Origin of the sequence: Streptococcus sp. 27098_8_69, from assembly GCF_041432445.1 — a bacterium.
Taxonomy (GTDB): Bacteria; Bacillota; Bacilli; order Lactobacillales; family Streptococcaceae; genus Streptococcus.
Window position 1 is genome coordinate 51711 of sequence record NZ_JAPVZO010000005.1, and the last position, 21857, is coordinate 73567.

Annotated in this window: 8 protein-coding genes; 7 read left to right on the forward strand and 1 reads right to left on the reverse strand. The window is 41.5% G+C overall.

Annotation, left to right across the window (positions count from 1 at the left end):
• The first annotated feature begins 57 nt into the window (after nucleotides 1–57).
• The 4 genes from O3658_RS03035 to O3658_RS03050 all read left to right on the forward strand — a co-directional run bounded on the left by O3658_RS03035 (nucleotide 58) and on the right by O3658_RS03050 (nucleotide 17691).
• Nucleotides 58–7080, forward strand: a complete 7023-nt coding sequence (locus O3658_RS03035; RefSeq protein ID WP_371559244.1) for a SpGH101 family endo-alpha-N-acetylgalactosaminidase — start codon at nucleotides 58–60, stop codon at nucleotides 7078–7080.
• 156 nt (nucleotides 7081–7236) lie between these two features.
• Entirely contained in the window at nucleotides 7237–16170 is an 8934-nt protein-coding gene (locus O3658_RS03040; protein WP_371559245.1) for an SIALI-17 repeat-containing surface protein, read from the forward strand.
• A gap of 603 nt (nucleotides 16171–16773) precedes the next feature.
• Nucleotides 16774–16938, forward strand: coding sequence for a hypothetical protein (locus tag O3658_RS03045; RefSeq protein ID WP_371559247.1), 165 nt, complete (start codon nucleotides 16774–16776; stop codon nucleotides 16936–16938).
• Between the two features lie 51 nt (nucleotides 16939–16989).
• Nucleotides 16990–17691: a lysostaphin resistance A-like protein gene (locus tag O3658_RS03050; protein ID WP_371559248.1), complete on the forward strand. Its 702-nt coding sequence runs from the start codon at nucleotides 16990–16992 to the stop codon at nucleotides 17689–17691.
• Nucleotides 17692–17970: 279 nt separating this feature from the next.
• On the opposite strand, the gene O3658_RS03055 is transcribed toward O3658_RS03050, so the two are convergent.
• On the reverse strand, nucleotides 17971–18387 hold the full coding sequence (locus O3658_RS03055; RefSeq protein WP_045763795.1) for a DUF6556 family protein: 417 nt from the start codon (nucleotides 18385–18387) through the stop codon (nucleotides 17971–17973).
• Between the two features lie 136 nt (nucleotides 18388–18523).
• Here O3658_RS03055 and O3658_RS03060 point away from each other — a divergent pair, with 136 nt between their 5' ends.
• The 3 genes from O3658_RS03060 to O3658_RS03070 all read left to right on the forward strand — a co-directional run bounded on the left by O3658_RS03060 (nucleotide 18524) and on the right by O3658_RS03070 (nucleotide 21849).
• Nucleotides 18524–19666: a cysteine desulfurase family protein gene (locus tag O3658_RS03060; RefSeq protein ID WP_371559249.1), complete on the forward strand. Its 1143-nt coding sequence runs from the start codon at nucleotides 18524–18526 to the stop codon at nucleotides 19664–19666.
• A gap of 8 nt (nucleotides 19667–19674) precedes the next feature.
• Nucleotides 19675–20889 carry a tRNA uracil 4-sulfurtransferase ThiI gene (gene thiI, locus O3658_RS03065; protein ID WP_371559251.1) on the forward strand — a complete coding sequence of 405 codons (1215 nt, stop codon included), beginning with the start codon at nucleotides 19675–19677 and terminating at the stop codon, nucleotides 20887–20889.
• 135 nt (nucleotides 20890–21024) lie between these two features.
• A complete protein-coding gene (locus tag O3658_RS03070; RefSeq protein ID WP_371559252.1) occupies nucleotides 21025–21849 on the forward strand; it encodes an alpha/beta hydrolase in 825 nt (274 codons plus the stop codon).
• Nucleotides 21850–21857 lie beyond the last annotated feature (8 nt).

Here is a 21857-nt window from a genome sequence, read left to right on the forward strand (position 1 = left end):
TTTTTTAAAACAAAATGCAAACGCTTACTTGGTAAACTGAAAGGAACAAAAAAATCGATGGATAAAGGATTATTTGAAAAACGTTGCAAATATAGTATTCGGAAATTTTCATTAGGGGTTGCTTCTGTCATGATTGGTGCAGCTTTCTTTGGAACTAGCACTGTCCTCGCAGATTCTGCACAATCAGGTTCAACAGCGAATATGCCAGCTGATTTGGCGGCAGCTCTTGCAAATGCTAAAGAGGATGATGGGCATGACTTTGAAGCACCAAAACCTGGTGAAGACCAAGGTTCTCCTGAAGTAACTGAAGGACCAAAGACTGAAGAAGAATTGCTGGCAAAAGAAACTGCAACTGCAACAAGCTCAGCAGCTTCAGATACTCTTCCTGAAGAACTACGTGGAAAACTTGATAAGGCTGAAGAAAATGGCCGCACTGCCTCAAAAGAAGAACTAGAAAAAGAAGATAAAAGCTTAGTCCCAGAAGAAGTAGCTAAAACAAAAAATGGAGAATTAAACTACGGTGCGACTGTCGAAATTAAAAGCTCTGCTGGGCTCGGTAGTGGTATCGTTATCGGGGAAAATCTCGTTTTGTCTGTTTCTCATAACTTTATCAAAGATGTTCCAGATGGTAATAATCGTAAGGTAGCTGATAATGTTGAAAGTGATGACGATGTTTATACAATTTCTTACCAAGGCGCTCCAGACGTCAAATTCAGTAAAAATGATGTAAAACACTGGGATCGTGAAGGATTCCTCAAAGGATATAAAAATGACTTGGCAATCGTTAAGCTTCGTACACCTCTTGCAAATGCACCTGTAGAAGTGACTGACAAGCCTGCAACAACTAAGGTAGGAGATAAGGTCCATGTATTTGGCTATCCAAAAGGCGAACTTGATCCGATTTTGAATACAACTGTTGAGGATATTAACAATCACGGAGAAGGTGTTCGTGGAATTAGCTATCAAGGAAGTGAACCAGGTGCCAGTGGTGGCGGCATTTTCGATGAAAATGGGAAACTGATTGGTATTCACCAAAATGGTGTATCTGGTAAACGTAGTGGTGGTATTCTCTTCTCACCTGCTCAGCTAGAGTGGATTCAAAACTACATCAAGGGTATTGAAACAACGAAACCAGCTGGTCTAGATGCTCTCGATAAACAAGTTGAGGACAAGGAAGAAAAACCAAAAGAGGATAAACCTAAGGAAGATAAGCCAAAAGAAGAAACACCAGCAGAAAATAAACCAGCAGAAAACAAGCCAGCAGAAAACAAGCCAGCTGAGAATAAACCAGCTGAGAATAAACCAGCTGAATCAAAAGAAGTTACTCCAGAATGGAAAACAGTTGAAAATAAAGACCAACAGGGAACAGTAACAATCCGTGAAGAAAATGGAGTTCGTTACAATCAACTAGCTTCAACTGCTCAAAATGACAATGGTAAGAAACCAGCCTTGTTTGAAAAAGATGGTTTGACAGTCGATGCTAATGGAAATGCCACAGTTGATTTGACATTTAAAGAAGAATCTGAAACAGGTAAATCTCGCTTTGGTGTCTTCATGAAATTCAAAGATACTGATAACAACGTTTTTGTAGGTTACGACCAAGGTGGATGGTTCTGGGAATACAAGTCAAATGGAAGTGGACTTTGGTACCAAGGCAATCGTGTTGCAGCTCCTGTTAATGGCTCAACCAACCACTTGACCATCAGTCTTAAATCAGATGGACAGCTCAATGCAACTAACAATGATGTCAAACTTTTTGATACCCTTACCTTGCCATCTGCAGTAAATGACAAACTCAAAGATGAGAAGAAAATCGTTCTTAAAGCTGGAAGCTATAGCAGTGAGAGAACCATTGTAAATGTTAAAACAGATGACCAAGAAGGCGTGAAAAACGACCAAGAGGCTGCTGAAAAAGAAAAGGGCGACACAGTAGATGACAGCAATGTCAAGTATGACACTATCGAATCTACAGTATTGAAAGCAGTCATCGACCAAGCCTTCCCACGTATTAAAGAGTACGTCCTCAATGGCAACAAGCTTCCAGGTCAAGTGCAACCGATTAATCAAGTTGTGATTAACAAGCACGCTGTGACTCCTGAAGTGACCTATAAGAAGGTCAACGCAACAACTGCCGAGTATGAAATGAAACTCCGTGATGAGGAAAATCTCATCAATGCAGATATGACAGTTCGTTTGCAAGTGGTGGACAACCAACTTCACTTTGATGTGACTAAGATTGTCAACCATAACCAAGTTACACCAGGACAAAAGATAGATGACGAACGTAAATTACTTTCGTCAATCAGCTTCCTAGGAGATGCCTTGGTATCTGTTTCAAGCGATCAAGCAGGAGCTAAGTTTGATGGGGCAACCATGTCAAACAATACTCACGTCAGTGGTGATGACCATATCGAAGTAACAAATCCAATGAAAGAATTAGCCAAAGGCTATATGTACGGATTTGTTTCAACAGATAAACTTGCTGCTGGTGTATGGAGCAACTCACAAAATAGCTATGGTGGTGGTTCTTATGACTGGACACGTTTGACAGCTTATAAGAATACCATTGGCAATGCTAACTATGTGGAAATTCATAGCTCTGAATGGCAATGGGAAAAAGCCCACAATGGAGTTGTCTTCCCAGCATACACTCAAGAACTTCCAAGTGCAAAAGTTGTCATCACTGAAGATGCCAATGCTGACCATAAGGTTGACTGGCAAGATGGTGCGATTGCTTACCGTAGAATCATGAACAACCCTCAAGGTTGGGAAAAAGTTAAAGACATTACTGCTTACCGTATCGCTATGAACTTTGGTTCACAAGCTCAAAACCCATTCCTCATGACCTTGGATGGTATCAAGAAGATCAACCTCCATACCGATGGTCTTGGCCAAGGTGTACTGCTTAAGGGATACGGAAGTGAAGGACATGACTCTGGACACTTGAACTATGCGGACATCGGTAAACGTATCGGTGGTGTTGAAGATTTTAAGACTCTTATTGAGAAAGCTAAGAAATATGGTGCCCACCTCGGTATCCACGTTAATGCTTCAGAAACCTATCCGGAGTCTAAATACTTTAATGAAGATATTCTACGTAAAAATGCGGATGGTAGCTACAGCTATGGTTGGAACTGGCTTGACCAAGGTATCAATATTGATGCTGGTTATGACCTCGCTCATGGGCGTCTAGCTCGTTGGGAAGAGTTGAAGAAAGAGTTGGGTGAAGGTCTAGACTTCATCTACGTCGACGTTTGGGGTAACGGTCAATCAGGTGACAACGGTGCCTGGGCAACTCACGTTATTGCTAAAGAAATTAACAAACAAGGTTGGCGATTTGCTATTGAGTGGGGCCATGGTGGTGAATATGATTCTACCTTCCAACACTGGGCAGCTGACTTGACCTACGGTGGCTATACAAATAAAGGTATTAACAGTGCCATTACTCGCTTTATCCGTAACCACCAAAAAGATTCTTGGGTTGGGGACTACAGGAGTTATGGTGGTGCAGCTGACTACCCACTTCTAGGCGGTTATAGCATGAAGGACTTCGAAGGATGGCAAGGACGTAGTGATTATAACGGTTATGTAACAAACTTGTTTGCTCATGACGTTATGACTAAGTACTTCCAACACTTCACAGTCAGCAAATGGGAAGATGGCAAACCAGTAACCATGACTGACAATGGTAGTACCTATAAATGGACTCCAGAAATGAAAGTCGAGTTGGTCGATGCTGCAAATAACAAGGTTGTGGTGACTCGTAAATCCAATGATGTCAACAGTCCACAATACCGTGAACGTACAGTAACGCTCAACGGACGTGTTATCCAAGATGGTTCAGCCTATTTGACACCTTGGAACTGGGATGCAAATGGTAACAAGCTTGAGAGTGACAAGGAAAAAATGTACTACTTCAATACTGAAGCAGGTGCAACAACTTGGACACTTCCTAGCGACTGGGCAAATGGTAAGGTTTACCTTTATAAACTAACTGACCAAGGTAAGACTGAGGAAAAAGAAGTTGCCGTGAAAGACGGTAAGATTACCCTTGATCTCACTGCAAATCAGCCATATGTTCTCTATCGTTCTAAACAAACTAATCCTGAAATGTCATGGAGTGAAGGAATGCACATCTATGACCAAGGATTTAACAGTGAATCTTTGGACCATTGGAAGATTACAGGTGATGCATCTAAGGCTGAAATCGTGAAGTCTCAAGGTGCCAACCAAATGCTCCGCATTCAAGGCAATAAAGAAAAAGTTAGTCTCACTCAAAAATTGACTGGCTTGAAACCAAATACTAAATACGCAGTGTATGTCGGTGTCGACAACCGTAGTGATGCTAAAGCAAGTATTACTGTTAATACTGGTGAAAAAGAAGTAACCAACTACACCAACAAGTCACTAGCACTTAACTATGTAAAAGCCTATGCTCACAATACTCGTCGAAGCAATGCAACAGTTGATAACACAAGTTACTTCCAAAACATGTATGCTTTCTTCACAACAGGTTCAGATGTATCAAACGTAACCTTGACCTTGAGTCGTGAAGCAGGCGATGAAGCAACTTACTTCGATGAAATTCGTACCTTTGAAAATGAATCAAATATGTACGGTGACGGTCACGATACTGCAACAGGCGTCTTCAAACAAGACTTTGAAAATGTTGGTCAAGGTATCTTCCCATTTGTTATCGGTGGTATCGAGGGTGTTGAAGATAACCGTACTCACTTGTCTGAAAAACATGGACCATACACACAACGTGATTGGAATGGCAAGAAAGTTGATGACGTTATCGAAGGAAATTGGTCACTCAAGACAAATGGTCTCGTAAGTCGTCGTAACTTGGTTTACCAAACAATTCCGCAAAACTTCCGCTTTGAAGCAGGCAAGACCTACCGTATTACATTTGACTATGAAGCTGGATCTGACAATACTTACGCCTTTGTAGTCGGTAAGGGAGAATTCCAATCTGGACAAGCAAGTAATTTGGAAATGCATGAATTGGCAAATACTTGGACAGATTCTAAGAAAGCGAAACGTGCAACCTTCCTCGTAACAGGTGCAGAAACTGGCGATACCTGGGTAGGTATCTACTCTACAGGCAATGCAAGCAACACTCGCGGAGACTCAGGTGGTAATGCTAACTTCCGTGGCTACAATGACTTCATTATGGATAGACTTCAAATCGAAGAAATTGTCTTGACTGGTAAGATGATGACAGAAAATGCTGTCAAGAACTATCTTCCAACTGTTGCTATGACCAACTATACCAAAGAAACAATGGATGCTTTGAAAGAAGCAGTCTTCAACCTCAGTCAAGCAGACGATGATATCAGTGTAGAAGAAGCTAAGTCTGAAATTGCTAAGGTCAATGCTCTTAAAGACGCTTTAGTGATGAAGAAAACAGCTCTTGTAGCAGATGACTTTGCAAGTCTTACAGCTCCTGCTCAGGCTAAAGAAGGTCTTGAAAATGCCTTTGATGGCAACGTGTCAAGTCTATGGCATACATCATGGAGCGGAGGAGATGTTGGCAAACCAGCAACCATGGTATTGAAGGAACCAACTGAAATCACAGGCTTCCGTTACGTTCCACGTGGTTCAGGTTCAAATGGTAACTTGAGAGATGTGACTCTTGTAGTAACGGATGAAACAGGTAAGGAACATACCTTCAATGCAACCAATTGGGCTAACAATAATAAACCAAAAGATATTGACTTTGGTAAGACTATCAAGGCTAAAAAGATTGTTCTAACTGGAACGAGAACCTACGGTGATACTGAAAACCAATATCAATCAGCTGCGGAATTGATCTTCGCTCGTCCACAGATTGCTGAAACTGGTCTTGATACTACAGCCTATGAAGCAGCCTTGGCTAAAGCTCAAAAATTGACTGATAAGAGTAATCAAGAGGAAGTAGCAAGTGTTGTTGCCAGCATGAAATTTGCAACAGATAATCATCTTTTGACAAATAGAATGCTTGAATACTTTGCAGATTATCTCGACCAATTGAAAGACCAAACACCTACTCCAACTCCAGATCCAGAACCTAAACCTGAAACTCCAACTTCAAGCAAGGGAGATGAATCAGCCCCAGTTGTTGACCTTCCAGAATTCACAGGTGGTGTAAATGGTGTTGAAGCCGCAATCCATGAAGTTCCAGAGTACACAGAATCAATCGGTACAGCAGGCGATGAATCAGCCCCAGTTGTAGAGGTTCCAGAATACACTGGCGTTCTTGGCACAGCAGGCGATGAATCAGCCCCAGTTGTAGAACTTCCAGAGTATACAGGAGTAGTTGGCACAACAGGCGATGAACCAGCACCGGTTGTAGAGGTTCCAGAATACACAGGAGTTCTTGGCACAGCAGGTGATGAACCAGCACCGGTTGTAGAGCTTCCAGAATACACAGGGGTTCTAGGTACAGCAGGTGATGAGCCAGCCCCAGTTGTAGAGGTTCCAGAATACACTGAAGTTTTTGGCACAGCAAGCGATGAACCAGCGCCAGTTGTAGAGGTTCCGGAATACACTGGAGTTCTAGGTACAGCAGGCGATGAACCAGCCCCAGTTGTAGAGGTTCCAGAATACACTGGAGTTCTAGGTACAGCAGGCGATGAGCCAGCACCAGTTGTAGAACTTCCAGAGTATACAGGACTAGTTGGAACGGCAGGAGAAGAAGTAGCTGTAAACGAAGTTCCAGAATTCAAGGGTGGAGTTAACGCAGCAGAAGCAGCTGTGAGTCAAGCACCAGAATTCACAGGTGGTGTAAATGGTGCCGAATCCGCAATTCATGAAGTAACAGAGTTTACCGGCGGTGTGAATGGAAGTGATGGCGCAATCCATGAAATTCCAGAATACAAAGGCCAAATTGGTACAGTAGGTAACCAACCTGCCCCTGTAGTGGAAAAACCAGAGTATCGAGAAGATTTAGTAGAGAATAAAGATACATCTAAAGAGTCACATTCAAATGTTCTTCCAAATACGGGTGAACATAATTCTGAAACAGCTCTCTTCATCGCTAGTGTCAGCATGGCAGTTTCAGCAGCACTCTTAGCTGTCAAAAGAAAAGAAGATTAAAATACAAAAAAGTTTTCAATAAAAGAGAGCTTAGACTCCACAATAATTGTCGTGGAGAAAAAGAAAACCCAGAGAGGACCCTCTAGGTCCTCTCTTTTTCTAAAGGGGAATGAGAACGCTTACCACTTGTGAGCGTATGAAAGGAAATAGGAAAAAATGGGAAAACATTTTTTTGAGAAACGGTGTCATTACAGTATACGTAAATTTACAATTGGTGCAGCTTCTGTTATGATTGGTGCCAGTATCTTTGGAGCTAGTGCGGTTCAGGCTGCTGAAACAGAAGGACCTGCAGAGACAGAAGGTACGGTAACACAGGCTCAGCCTCTGGATAAACTGCCAGCAGATATAGCAGCAGCTATTGAAAAAGCAGAAGCGAGTGCTGGAACTGTAGATGAACAACCTGCAGCGTCAGAAACTGGAGCAACTGCAGCTGAAACAACTACTCCAAAACCAACTGAAACTCCTGCTCCTAAGGAAGAAGTGGCTTCAAAACCAGCTACAAATCCTAAAGAGGAAGCAGCTTCTGAGGCGAAACCAGCTGCAAGTCCTGCGACTAAAGATGTAGTAGATACACCAGATGTCAATCATCTAGAAAAGGCTACTGCAACAGCTTCAAACCATGAAGCCAACACACCATTTACAGCAGAAAAGGCAATCGACGGAAAACCTGATACTCGTTGGGCAACTGACCAAAACGTTGAGAAACCAACAATCGAATTTACACTTGAGAAGACAACAGTGATTAAGCATGTGGAGATTGATTGGGATCGCCGTCTTCGTGGTCAACAAAACGATCCAAATATCAAATCTTGGAATCTCTACTATGCTGGTCAAGATGATGTAAATGGTTCAGGTAACAAAGAATGGAAGTTGGCTTATCAAAGAACAGGGAATCCTCTTCTTGATGAAAAAATTGACTTGAAAGAAGCTATCCAAGCTAAATACCTCAAACTTGAAATTACAGACTATCAAGCTGGTACAATGAATTGGAAAAATGTTGGGATTCAAGAAATTCGTGCCTACTCAAACATTCCAGACGCTAGCAAACCAACAGATATTCGCCAAGTTACAGAATTAGCTGTTGCTGAAGATGGGAAATCACTTGTTTTACCTAAATTACCAGGTGAAGTAAGCTTAATTGGTAGCAACAAACAGGGAGTTGTTGATCTTAATAACAAGATCTACAAACCTTTAACAGATCAAACTGTCAAGGTAATGGTCCAACAAGTCAAGGATACTCATACCTTCACAAAAGAATTTGAAGTCCTTATTAAAGGATTACATGCAGACGAAGGCGTTGGTACTAAGCCAGCAGTTGCACCAGCAGTTCAACAATGGTATGGAACTGAAGGCAAAACTTCTATTACAGCTGATACCGTGATTTCAGTTGGCGATTCTGGATTTGGTCAAGAAGCTAAATTCTATCAGACTGACCTTGAAAGTCGTGGGCTAGAAATCGCTACAGGTGATCAAACAGCTCAAAAACGGATCGAATTTAAGAAAGTTGTAGATAAAGGCTATGGCAAAGAAGGCTATGGTATCACCATTAAAGATGGAGTTATCACTGTAGAAGCAGCGACCAACGCAGGAGCCTTTTACGCAACTCGTACTCTCCTTCAGATGGGAGAAAATGATTTGCAAAACGGAGAAATCCGTGACTTCCCAAGTTTCAGTCACCGTGGCTTTATGCTAGATACAGGTCGTAAGTTTATTCCTTATGATACGCTTGTAGACATCATGCTCAACATGGCCTACTACAAGATGAACGATCTTCAGTTGCATTTGAATGACAACTATATCTTCCTAAAAGACCACTTGGCTGGTAAGAATCTTTCTCAAGATGAAGAACTGGATTATGTTCTTAAAAATGCCAAGACAGGCTTCCGTGTAGAGACTGATGTTGTTGGTGAAAATGGTGAAAAATTAACATCTGACGAGCATTACACTAAGGAAGAAATGCAAGAAATTATCAAGTTAGCAAAAGCTTTGCATATCAACCTTGTTCCTGAAATTGACACACCAGGTCACGCTCTTTCATTTGTTAAGGTTAGACCTGATCTTATGTATAAAGGCAGTCTTAGTGACTATAGAGGTAAACACAATGTAGAACGTGTGGCTATGTTGGACTTGGACAACAAGTACGAAGAAACACTTGCTTTCGTCAAATCAGTTTATGATAAATTGCTAGATGGTGAAAATGCACCACTTCATGGTGTTTCAACAGTTCATATCGGTACAGATGAGTACTACGGTAGTCGCGAAAGCTATCGTCGCTATGTCAATGATATGATTCAGTACATCAAAGGCAAAGGCTATACACCACGTATTTGGGGTTCACTTAGTGCTAAACCTGGTACAACGCCAGTTGATTGGAAAGATGTAGAAGTTGATATCTGGAGTATCGGATGGCAACGTCCAGCTGATGCTATTGCTCAAGGCGCTAAGATTATCAATATCACAGATATTCCAACCTATAGTGTCCCAAGCGGAAGTAACAGTCAAGGTAGTTATGGCGATTATGCCAACTATGAAACTCAATACAATCGTTGGACACCAAATGACTTCTCAACAGGTGGAGGACCACGTCTAGAAGCTTCTAATCCAAATATCCTTGGTGGTGGTCATGCAGTATGGAATGATAATATTGACCTCCATGAAACTGGACTCACTTCTTACGATATCTTTAAACGCTTCTTCAAGAGTATGCAATCAACTGCAGAACGCACTTGGGGTTCAGACCGTGCAGCCAAGACCTATGCAGAACGTGTTCAACCAGCAAGTGTCTATGCACCACAATCTAACCCAGATAAGACCGTAGCTGAAGAAGACTTGTTCAAGATCAATCCTGAGACTGTCAAAGATTATCTTGCTAAGAAAGTACAGAAGACTGAAGAAGGTTTGAATTTCGAAAAAGATAGCACTATCGAAGGCCTAGTTGGTGATGCTGGACCAAGTCATGTCTTGAAATTGGATGTTACTGTAACTGGTGACGGTGAACAGACCTTCTCAACAAGTGGCAACAATCAACTCTATCTTGCGGACAAAGATGGCTACCTTGCCTATAAATTTGAACAATTCCATATTCAATTTAACAAGAAACTTGAAAAGAACAAACGTTATCAAATTTCTGTTGTAACCAAACCTCAAGTAACAGAAGTTTATGTAGATGGTGAAAAGGTTGAGCGTATCGCAAATCCAGCGTACCCTCGCTTTGCTCATAATAGTTTGGTTCTACCTCTTGAAACAATCGGTGGCTTCAAAGGAATCTTGCATAGTGCTGAGTTGTCAAATGAACCATTCGTAAATCCACGTTTGATTCCAAATGATCATTTTACAGTTTCTGCAACAAGTCAGGAATTGCCAGGAACCAATGCAGAAGGTCCAGTCGAAAAAGCCTTTGACAATGATCCAAATACCTTCTGGCATTCAAAATGGTCTGGACATCAAGCCCCATTCACAGTTGCAATGAACTTGAAAGCAGCAGAAAAAGTAAATGGTCTGACCTACCTTCCACGTCCAGGTGGAGGTAATGGTGTCGTGACATCTTATGAAGTTTATGCTCAAAAAGATGGTCAGATGGTTAAAGTTGCCTCAGGAACTTGGGAAAATAATGCCAAAGAAAAAACAGTAAACTTTGAGGCTATTGAAACAGATAAGATAGAATTTAAAGTTCTAGCTGGTGCTGCAGGATTTGGTAGTGCTGCAGAAATTCAACTTCTTAAACCAGTTTCTACTAACAAGGTGGAAGAGCCAGTTAGTCCAGAGAAACCTGTGACACCAGAGAAACCTGTGACTCCAGAAAAACCTAAAGTTGAGGAAATGGGCGATGGTACAACTGAACTTGCTGATAGCTTTGTAGCTACAAAACCAGCTAGTGACGACGTAGTTGCTGCAGCAGCACAAAGTCAAGATTATCTTAAGAAAGAGTATAAGGTCTTCCCAACACCACAAAAAGTAACTTATGGTGAAGGCGTTACGAAACTCCATAAACAAGTAAATCTTGTTATGGGCGATCAGTTAGATATCTATACTCGTAACCGCTTGAAGAGTGTTCTACAAGATCATCAAATTTCATACACAAGCAGTCAAACACCTGTAGCAGGTGCTACCAACATCTACCTTGGCGTTCATGGACAAAATTCACAAGCTGAAAAAGAAATGCCAAGTCTATCTCAAGGACTCTTTGATAAGATTGATGCCTATGCCTTGTCAATCAAGAACAATACAATCTCTATCGTCGGTAAGGATACAGATGCTGTCTTCTACGGTTTGACAACTCTCAAACACATGCTGAATGAAAGTGAAGCTCCAGTCTTGCGTAATGTAACAGTTGAGGACTTCGCTGAAATTAAGAACCGTGGCTTTATCGAGGGTTACTATGGAAATCCATGGAGCAATGCTGATCGTGCTGAATTGATGCGCTATGGTGGTGACTTGAAGTTGACTCAATACTTCTTTGCACCAAAAGATGATCCATACCACAACAAGAAATGGCGTGAACTTTATCCAGAAGAAAAATTAGCTGAAATTCGTGAATTGGCGCGTGTCGGAAACCAAAACAAGACTCGTTATGTGTGGACCATCCACCCATTCATGAACAACCGTATCCGTTTTGGCAACGATGCTGATTACCAACAAGATTTGGAAACCATTAAAGCTAAGTTCACTCAATTGATGGATGTCGGTGTTCGTGAGTTCGGTATTCTAGCTGATGATGCTCCAAGTCCAGTTGGTGGCTACAATAGCTACAACCGCTTGATGAAGGACATGACAGACTGGTTGACTGAAAAACAAGCAACTTATGTTGGCCTTCGTAAGGAAATGATTTTTGTCCCTGGTCAGTATTGGGGTAATGGACGTGAAGATGAGTTGAAAGCACTCAACGAAAACCTTCCAACTTCAACTTCTATGACCCTTACTGGTGGTAAGATTTGGGGTGAAGTATCCGAAAGCTTCCTCTCTAACCTTAAGAACAACCTGACTGCAGGTGGTAAGACCTATCGTCCAGTTTCTCTATGGGTCAATTGGCCTGTTACAGATAACTCTAAACAACACTTAATCTTGGGTGGTGGTGAGAAATTCCTTCATCCAAATGTTGATCCTAGTCTCCTTTCAGGTATCATGTTGAACCCAATGCAACAATCTGAGCCTTCTAAGATTGCCCTCTTCTCTGCAGCGCAATATGCATGGAAACAATGGAAATCAGAAGAAGAAGCTAAGAAAGTGAATGATATTGCCTTCAACTTTGTTGAAAACGGTAAGTTTACAGATAGCGAAGCATCAGTTGCCTTCCGTGAACTTGGTAAACACATGATTAACCAAAACATGGATGGTCGTGTTGTTAAGTTGGAAGAGTCTGTTGAGCTTGCACCGAAATTGGCAACCTTCATGTCTAAGTTGAAAGCTGGTCAAGATGTCAGCGCAGAGCGTCAAGAATTGCGTGCAGAATTTGCTAAACTAAAAGCTGCAGCACAACTTTATAAAGCATCTGGTGATGAAAAGATGCGTGCTCAAATCCACTATTGGTTGGACAATACCATTGACCAAATGGATGCCTTGAGTGCTCTTCTTGATGGTACAGAAGCTATCGAAACCAATGATTCTGCAAAACTTTGGGATAGCTACTACAAGGGCTTGAAACTATATGAACAGTCTCAAACTTATACCTTCCATTATGTAGACCATGATGAAAAAGCGGAGTTGGGTGTTCAACATATCCGTCCATTCTTGCTTGGACTGCGTGAAATTCTTGCAACAGAAGTTCAAAAAGCCTTGCATCCTGATCAAGTGATTAGTACCTTTATCACGAACCGTACAGGTGTTGAAGGTGGACTTGCTGAGGTAACTGATGGAGATTTGGGAACTCATGCATTAATCAAATCACCAAACAGTATCAAGACCGGTGATTACATTGGCTTGAAATTTAACAAGGCTGTTCCAGTTCAAAACTTGACCTTTGCAATGGGAACTCAAGCAAATCCTCGTGATACCTTTAATAGTGCTAAGGTTGAGTATCTCAATGAAAATGATGAGTGGGTAACACTTTCAGAACCAAGCTATACTGGTAATGAGCCTCTTCTTAAATTTGAAAATCTTACTATCAATGCAAAAGCAGTTCGCATGATTGCGACTTCAGATCGTGATAATACTTGGTTTGCTGTCAGAGAAATTGCTGTTAATCGCCCTGTAGAAGTTACTCGTGCTAAACAGTTAGCTACTTTGACTATCAGTCCAAATCTTATGTACAAGTACAACACAACAGTGGGTCAAATTACAGACGGACGTGATAATACGGAAGCTATGCTTGCAAATGCTGATAGAACAGACACAACTCCAGTCAATGGTTGGGTACAACTTGACTTGGGTGAAGTGAAACCTGTGACTAAAGTTCGTCTTGTTCAAGGATCAGGAGATAAATTGGCAGAAGGTGTTCTTGAATATTCTGCAGATGGTAGCTCATGGCAAGAGTTGGATCGCTTGACTGGTGAACAAACAAAAGAAATCGAAACTCCAATTTCAGCTCGCTACGTTCGTGTTCGCAATACTAAGAACATCAACCTATGGTGGCGTATCGCTGACTTCTCAGTTGAAACACGTGCAGGCAATAGCGAATTGACTGATACAAATGTTGAAAGCTTGAAGTCAACTCCAGTTTATGACAGCCTAGGTCGTTATGACCTGCAAATTCCAAGCGGAACTAAGCTTCCAGCTAATAGCTACTTGGGTATGAAACTTGATCGTCTGCACCAAGCTGAAAGCATTCAAGCACTTGGTACAGAAAATCCATCCCTTAACTTGGAATACTCTCCAAATGCCCAAGAATGGTATCCAGCTGATCAAGTGACAGATAAGTCCTTGGTACGTTATGTTCGTCTAGTTAATAAGACTGATCAAGAACAAGCAGTGACAGCAACATCTCTACTTGTTAAGACAAAAGAAGTTCAACCAACAACACTTGATTCTACATCAATGGGAATCCACCCAACATACGGTCGAAATGACGTTCGTAAGATCAAGAACTTGGATCAGTTGTTTGACGGTGTCTACAATAACTTTGTAGAGTTCTCAGACTATGCTCGTAAAGACGGTCATATTACCTTGAAACTTGGTAGCGAACGTGATATTAAGAAGATTAGAGCTTACATCCAAGACGGCACTCAAAACTATCTCCGTGATGGTAAGATTCAAGTCAGTCAAGATGGCAAGACTTGGACGGATGTTGTGACAGTTGGTGACGGCCTTGCTAATGAAACACGTGATGACTCCTTGACAGATGGCTGGACACATGATTCTAAGATGCCAGGAAATCGCTATATTGAGGGTGAACTTTCAAGCCCAGTTAAAGCCAACTATCTCCGTGTTCTATTTACAGCAGACTATGATGCTCGTTTTGTAGGTTTCACTGAGTTGGTGATCAATGATGGTGAATTCGTGAAACCAATCAATGACCCAACTGTTGAAGGAAACAGCGGTGAAAGCCAAGGAAACCTATACACAAACCTTGTGGATGGCAAAGTATTGACAAGCTACAAGGCTGAGAAAGAACAAGGTGAGCTTGTCTACCACTTGTCAGAACCGACAGATTCTAACCATATCCGACTTGTTTCAAGTCTTCCTCAAGGAGTGAAAGCTCGTGTGCTTGCTCGTACTCTGAAAGAGGATAAAGCAGATGCTTGGTCAGAACTAGGTGAGATTACCTCAAGCTTCCAAACATTTGCTGTTAGAGATAAGTCTCCATTATTGGATGTCAAACTTGTTTGGGAAGGTGGCAAACCAGAGTTCTACGAAATGACGACCTTCCACCAAGAACTGCCAGAAGAACCAGAGAAACCAGCTCCAACTACAAGTAAGGGTGATGAGCCAGCACCAGTAGTAGAAGTCCCAGAATTTACTGGTGGCGTAAATGGTGTTGAAGCAGCTGTTCAAGAAGTTCCAGAATACACTGAAGCTATTGGCACAGCAGGTGATGAGGCAGCACCGGTAGCAGAAGTCCCAGAATTTACTGGTGGCGTAAATGGTGTTGAAGCAGCTGTTCAAGAAGTTCCAGAATACACTGAAGCTATTGGCACAGCAGGCGATGAAGTAGCACCAGTAGTAGAAGTCCCAGAATTCACAGGCGGCGTTAACGCAGTCGAAGCAGCTGTTCAAGAAGTTCCAGAATACACTGAAGCTATTGGCACAGCAGGCGATGAAGTAGCACCAGTAGTAGAAGTCCCAGAATACACAGGTGGCGTTAACGCAGTCGAAGCAGCTGTTCAAGAAGTTCCAGAGTTTACTGGCGGAGTGAATGGTGTCGAAGCAGCTGTTCAGGAAGTAAGTCCAGAATTCACAGGCAGTGTCAATGGAGCAGAAGCCGCTATTCATGAAGTTCCAGAGTACATTGAAGAAAATGAAGCAGCTGTTCATGAAGTTCCAGAGTACACTGAAGCTATTGGCACAGCAGGTGAAGAAGCAACACCAGTAGTAGAAGTACCAGAATTCAAGGGTGGCGTTAACGCAGTCGAAGCAGCTGTTCATGAAGTTCCAGAGTACACTGAAGCTATTGGTACAGCAGGTGACGAAGCAGCACCAGTAGTAGAAGTCCCAGAATTCAAGGGTGGCGTTAACGCAGTCGAAGCAGCTGTTCATGAAGTTCCAGAATACACAGGAGCAATTGGTACAGCAGGTGAAACAGCTATTCATGAAGTTCCAGAGTTTACTGGCGGAGTGAATGGTGTCGAAGCAGCTGTTCAGGAAGTAAGTCCAGAATTCACAGGCAGTGTCAATGGAGCAGAAGTCGCTATTCATGAAGTTCCAGAGTTTACAGGTGGAGTGAATGGTGACGCAGCAGCTGTTCAGGAAGTAAGCCCAGAATTCACAGGTGGTGTCAATGGGGCAGAAGGAGCTGTCCATGAGATTCCAGAATACAAAGATGAGCAGTCTCTTGTAGCTCTTACTATGTCACAAGATAAGACTTATCAAGCACCTGCAAGTCATCCATACAAACTCCCAGAGACAGGCACTAAAGAAAATGCTGGCCTTGCAGCCGTAGGTCTTGTAGGAGCACTTCTTGGTATGTTTGCTATGGGAAAGAAAAAAGACGACGAATAAGATGATGTAAAAGCATCTAAGGCATAGAGATTGGATCAAGAGACTAATCTCGATTATAAAAAGCGGACAAAACTAGTTTTCTGATAAACAGAATCTGGTCTTGTTCGCTTTTTCTTAAAGTGAGGAAGCTGCTGGTCATTGAAGTTCTTTGAATAAAACATTCCTAACTCCTGACGAAGTCCTTATACTCAATGAAAATCAAAGAGCAAACTAGGAAACTAGCCGCAGGCTGTACTTGAGTACGGCAAGGCGACGTTGACGCGGTTTGAATTTGATTTTCGAAGAGTATTAGATTGGGTTAAGTCGCAAGCCAATTTCTACCATTTAGGATGTTTTAATGACAATTTAAGAAAGAGCAATCTTTTCCTAGAAATAAATGCTAAACTATAATTGTTCCTAAACATGATTTAGTAGATCGGTGGTCTGGTTCAACCCTAAAAGAATAGAGCTGATCTTACAAGTTAATCAGAAGAGTATTATTAGATTGGTTTTAGAGCTAGCTAGTAGAAAAAAGTAAATCTGAAATTTGATGTTCTCTTGTGAGCAAGACTAAGAAGTTATTCTATTCATTCATTTATTGGTAGAAAGCTTTGGGGAGTATCTATGAAATTTAATAAATATGCCTATCCCTTAGCGCAAGCCTGCTTGGGTTTGTATTTATTCGCTAATGGAGGTAGTTTGATCAATTTAGATATTGGGGTTATCCTTATCTTATTGTCCCTGATCAAGGGAGTAGAAATCTATAAAGAAGAAAGAAAACATAGGTGAGCATCGTTAGTAAGTGGAGATGCTGGAGTTCAGGAAAGAAGAGGTAGTGGTTTGCAAAAGTTGAAGAATATTTTAAAATTTGTAGGAATGATCTTACTGATTATAAATGTAAATACATTTCCCATGAGAATGCTGGCTCTCGAAGACTCTAGTTCTCTGTCCTTAAAGTGGACGACTAGTATTGGGTATTTGGTACTGGCTACTTTCTTGCTAGTTGCTGTTTGGCGACAGTATAAAAAGAAAATTCCGAATCAGCAGAAGGCTTTCAAGTTTACATGGAAGGATTTTGGAATAGCCCTTTTATTTTATGTTGCTACTCGACTAGTAGCGATTGTAGGTACCCTCCTGATCCAAGTGGTTACTGGAAATCCAACATCCGCTAACGATGCTACCTTGCTGGCTACAAGCGAGCAGGTCACTCGTGTTTTTCCTCTGTTTTTCATTGCCTTTCATTTTGCAATTGGTATATTTGCTCCAATCATGGAAGAATTAGTATTTAGAGGATTCTTCAGCCACTATTTTTTTAAAGAAGATCAAAAGTGGTTGAAATTGCTAATAAGTTCTGCGATTTTTGGCTATCTGCATATGTTTTATCCGATAGAGTTTGTAACTTATTTTTTACTGGGAGTGATATTTTACTTAGCCTATGCTCGTAGAGGGAATATCCTTGATTCCATAGCTGTTCATTTGCTAAATAATGGAGTGCTGGTACTGGTATCTATTCTAAATTATCTATTTTTAGTTTTTAGCTAATACTCTTCGAAAATCTCTTCAAACCACGTCAGCGTCGCCTTGCCGTATATTTGTTACTGACTTCGTCAGTTCTATCCACAACCTCAAAACAGTGTTTTGAGCAACCTGCGGCTAGCTTCCTAGTTTGCTCTTTGATTTTCATTGAGTATAAAATATATCCAAAAAATGATTGGTTTAAAGGCTGATCATTTTTTGTTGAAAGATCAACTTTTGCTGATAAATGCTGGAGACAGCAATAAAAAAACCAGCGATTCAATCACTGGCTGTTAGATCGTTCTTTTAGGAAGCTCCATTAGTAGTAGACGTTTTTGTATCTGTTGTTTGAGTGCTAGAAGAAGGAACAGTCGGTTGTTCTTGTTTACTGCTAGTATCTTCTTTCTTACTTTCTGCACTGCTACTAGATTGAGTTGTTGTTTCTTCTTGTGTGTTTTCTTTTGTAGAAGTATTGTCCTTGTTTGGAGTAGTGTTCTCTTGAGGGGATTCCTTTTGAATCTCTTTTATGACTGTTGTCTGGGTTGTCGTAGTTTCTTTTTTAGAGTTATTGTTGTTATTATTATTCATAGCATTCATGATGGTGATACTTGCAGTAATCAGCCCCAGAATACTACCGATAGTAGCAATTGTTTTTTGAAAAACAGTAAATCCTTTTTTGATGTGTTCCGTTTTAGGTTTTGATGTTCTACGATAATTAGACATAATATCTCTCCTTTACTAAAATTCATTATACCGAAAATCTTTAAAAAAAACTTAAATGAACCTGAATTGCCTTTCTTGTCGCCTGAACTGTTTCGTGATACAATAGAAGGAGTGATTTTAGAAAGCGTGAGAAACCATGATTTACTTTGATAATTCGGCAACGACTAAGCCTTATCCAGAAGCACTTGAAACCTATATGCAAGTGTCTGCAAAAATTATTGGAAATCCTTCGAGTCTCCATCGTTTGGGAGACCAGTCTACCAGAATTTTAGAAGCTTCTCGACAGCAGATTGCAGATTTGATTGGCAAGAAAAGCGAAGAAATCTTCTTTACCTCTGGTGGGACTGAAGGGGATAATTGGGTTATCAAAGGGGTTGCTTTTGAAAAAGCGCAGTTTGGTAAACACATTATTGTGTCTGACATTGAGCACCCAGCAGTTAAGGAGTCGGCTCTCTGGCTCAAGACTCAAGGTTTTGAAGTGGATTTTGCACCTGTAAATGAAAAAGGATTTGTAGATGTAGCTGCTTTAGAAAACCTACTCCGTCCTGATACAACGCTAGTCTCCGTTATGGCGGTTAACAATGAAATCGGCTCAATCCAGCCTATTGAAGCTATATCAGAACTATTAGCTGATAAGCCAACGATTTCCTTCCACGTTGATGCCGTTCAAGCCTTGGCTAAAATACCAACAGAAAAGTATTTGACTGACCGAGTGGATTTTGCGACCTTCTCTAGTCATAAATTCCACGGAGTTCGTGGTGTTGGATTTGTCTATATCAAGTCTGGTAAGAAAATTACACCGCTTTTAACTGGTGGTGGCCAAGAGCGTGACTATCGCTCAACAACTGAGAATGTAGCAGGAATTGCAGCAACAGCCAAGGCCCTACGATTGGCTATGGAAAAACTAGACTTGTTTACGGCTAAGACAGCCCAACTGAAGGCAGTCATTCATCAAGCCCTTCTTGCTTATCCAGATATTTTTGTTTTCTCAGGTGAGGAAGACTTTGCTCCTCATATTCTGACCTTCGGAATTAAGGGAGTTCGTGGGGAAGTCATCGTTCATGCTTTTGAAGACTATGATATTTTCATTTCTACAACGTCAGCTTGCTCGTCCAAGGCTGGGAAACCTGCTGGGACCCTGATAGCCATGGGGATTGAAAAGGATAAGGCTCAGTCAGCAGTACGTCTTAGCCTAGATCTAGAAAATGACATGAGTCAAGTTGAGCAATTTTTGACCAAACTAAAATTAATTTACAATCAAACTAGAAAAGTAAGATAGGAGCATTCATGCAGTATTCAGAAATTATGATTCGCTACGGAGAGCTTTCAACCAAGGGTAAAAACCGGATGCGTTTCATCAATAAACTACGTAATAATATCTCAGACGTTTTGTCCATTTATCCTCAAGTCAAAGTGACAGCAGACCGCGATCGCGCCCATGCTTATCTAAATGGTGCCGACTATACAGCAGTTGCCGAGTCACTCAAGCAAGTTTTCGGAATTCAAAACTTTTCGCCAGTATACAAGGTTGAAAAATCTGTAGAAGTTCTGAAATCTGCTGTCCAAGAGATTATGAAGGACATCTATAAGGAAGGCATGACCTTTAAGATCTCTAGCAAACGTAGTGATCACAACTTTGAACTGGATAGTCGTGAACTCAACCAAACTCTTGGTGGTGCAGTATTTGAAGCCATTCCCAATGTACAAGCACAAATGAAAAATCCTGATATCAATCTGCAAGTGGAGATTCGTGAAGAGGCGGCCTACCTTTCTTATGAAACCATTCGAGGAGCTGGTGGTTTACCGGTTGGAACTTCAGGGAAAGGCATGCTCATGTTGTCAGGGGGGATTGACTCACCTGTAGCAGGTTATCTTGCTTTGAAACGTGGCGTAGATATCGAGGCTGTTCACTTCGCTAGTCCACCGTATACTAGTCCAGGTGCCCTCAAGAAAGCTCAGGATTTGACCCGTAAATTGACTAAGTTCGGTGGGAATATCCAGTTTATCGAAGTGCCTTTCACTGAAATCCAAGAAGAGATTAAGGCTAAGGCCCCAGAAGCTTACCTTATGACTCTGACTCGCCGCTTTATGATGCGGATTACAGACCGTATCCGTGAAGTGCGAAATGGTTTGGTCATTATCAATGGTGAAAGTCTTGGTCAGGTGGCCAGCCAAACTCTTGAAAGTATGCAGGCTATCAATGCTGTCACAAATATGCCAATCATTCGTCCAGTTGTAACTATGGACAAGCTAGAAATCATTGATATTGCTCAGGAAATTGATACCTTTGAAATTTCCATCCAGCCTTTTGAAGACTGTTGTACTATTTTTGCACCCGATCGTCCGAAGACAAATCCTAAGATTAAGAATGCAGAGCAGTATGAAGCTCGAATGGATGTTGAAGGATTGGTTGAACGTGCAGTAGCAGGAATCATGATTACTGAAATTACACCTCAGGCTGAGAAGGATGCGGTCGATGAGTTGATCGATGATCTCCTTTAATCAGAAAAACCAGAGGAAAATATAAAATTAAGGAAAAAAGTTAGTTTATTGTCCTAAATTTGGACGGAAACTGACTTTTTTTCTATTTTTATGATATAATTAGGTAAAATTTTGAATATAGAGAGTTTTCTGACAATGAATCAATCCTACTTTTATCTGAAAATGCGAGAACATAAACTCAAGGTTCCATACACAGGCAAGGAGCGCCGTGTACGTGTTCTCCTCCCGAAAAACTACGAGAAAGACACGGATCGAACTTATCCAGTTGTCTATTTCCATGATGGTCAAAATGTCTTTTACAGTAAAGAATCCTATGTCGGTCATTCATGGAAGATCATTCCGACCATTAAACGGAATCCAGATATCAGCCGTATGATTGTAGTGGCCATTGACAATGATGGACTTGGACGGATGAATGAGTATGCGGCATGGAAATTCCAAGAGTCCAACATTCCTGGCCAACAATTTGGTGGTAAGGGAGTCGAGTACGCTGAGTTTGTCATGGAAGTGGTCAAACCCTTTATTGATGAAAACTATCGTACAAAATCAGACCGCAAGCATACTGCTATGGTTGGTTCTTCTCTAGGCGGCAACATTACCCAGTTTATTGGCTTGGAGTATCAAGACCAGATTGGCTGCTTGGGTGTCTTTTCATCAGCCAACTGGCTTCACCAAGAGGCCTTTGATCGCTATATGGAGCGTAAGAAACTATTACCTGACCAACGAGTCTTCATCTATGTTGGAACGGAAGAGGCGGATGACACAGACAAGACCCTCATGGCTGGCAATATTAAGCAGGCCTATATCGACTCTTCCCTTCGCTATTATCATGATTTGATAGCGGGAGGAGTGCAGTTGGAAAATCTCTTGCTCAAGGTTCAGGCTGGAGCCATTCACCATGAAGTGCCATGGTCAGAAAATCTCCCAGCTTGCCTACGCTTTTTTGCAGAAAATTGGTAACTAGTATA